At 65.3% G+C, this 308-nt stretch carries 1 protein-coding gene; it reads right to left on the bottom strand.

The genetic code is table 11. From position 1 onward, the window contains the following. Window positions 1–241: hypothetical protein (locus tag J0A65_RS26905; RefSeq protein WP_232850180.1), on the bottom strand; the 241-nt coding region annotated here is incomplete at its 3' end. Window positions 242–308: the final 67 nt, after the last annotated feature.

Below are 308 nucleotides of genomic sequence, written 5' to 3'. Positions count from 1 at the left end.
TCAGGACGAAGTTCTCGCCATTGCCGCCTTCGCTCTCCGGCCGTGGCTCGATGAAGCCGTTCTCCAGCAGGCGCGCTTCGTAGCGGGTCGCCTGGGCGCGCAGGTGGTCGAGGTCGGCTGTTGCAGCCAGGCCCTGCTCATCGGCCAGGTCTTGCGCGTATTGGCGCGGAGCGAAGGGTTTGCCGGCGCAGTTCTGCGCCTCATGCAGCAGGCGTTCGACCAGATCCCAGTTGTGCGTCATGGCGGTGTCTCCTCAAGCGATGGGCTCAATGAGTCCGACTGCGCGGGGAGGTGACGGTTCGAATGGA

Origin of the sequence: Bowmanella yangjiangensis, from assembly GCF_017255015.1 — a bacterium.
GTDB classification, from domain to species: Bacteria; Pseudomonadota; Gammaproteobacteria; order Enterobacterales; family Alteromonadaceae; genus Bowmanella; species Bowmanella yangjiangensis.
The sequence above is the reverse complement of the archived record's forward strand: the minus strand, read 5'-3'. Positions and strand labels throughout refer to the sequence as shown.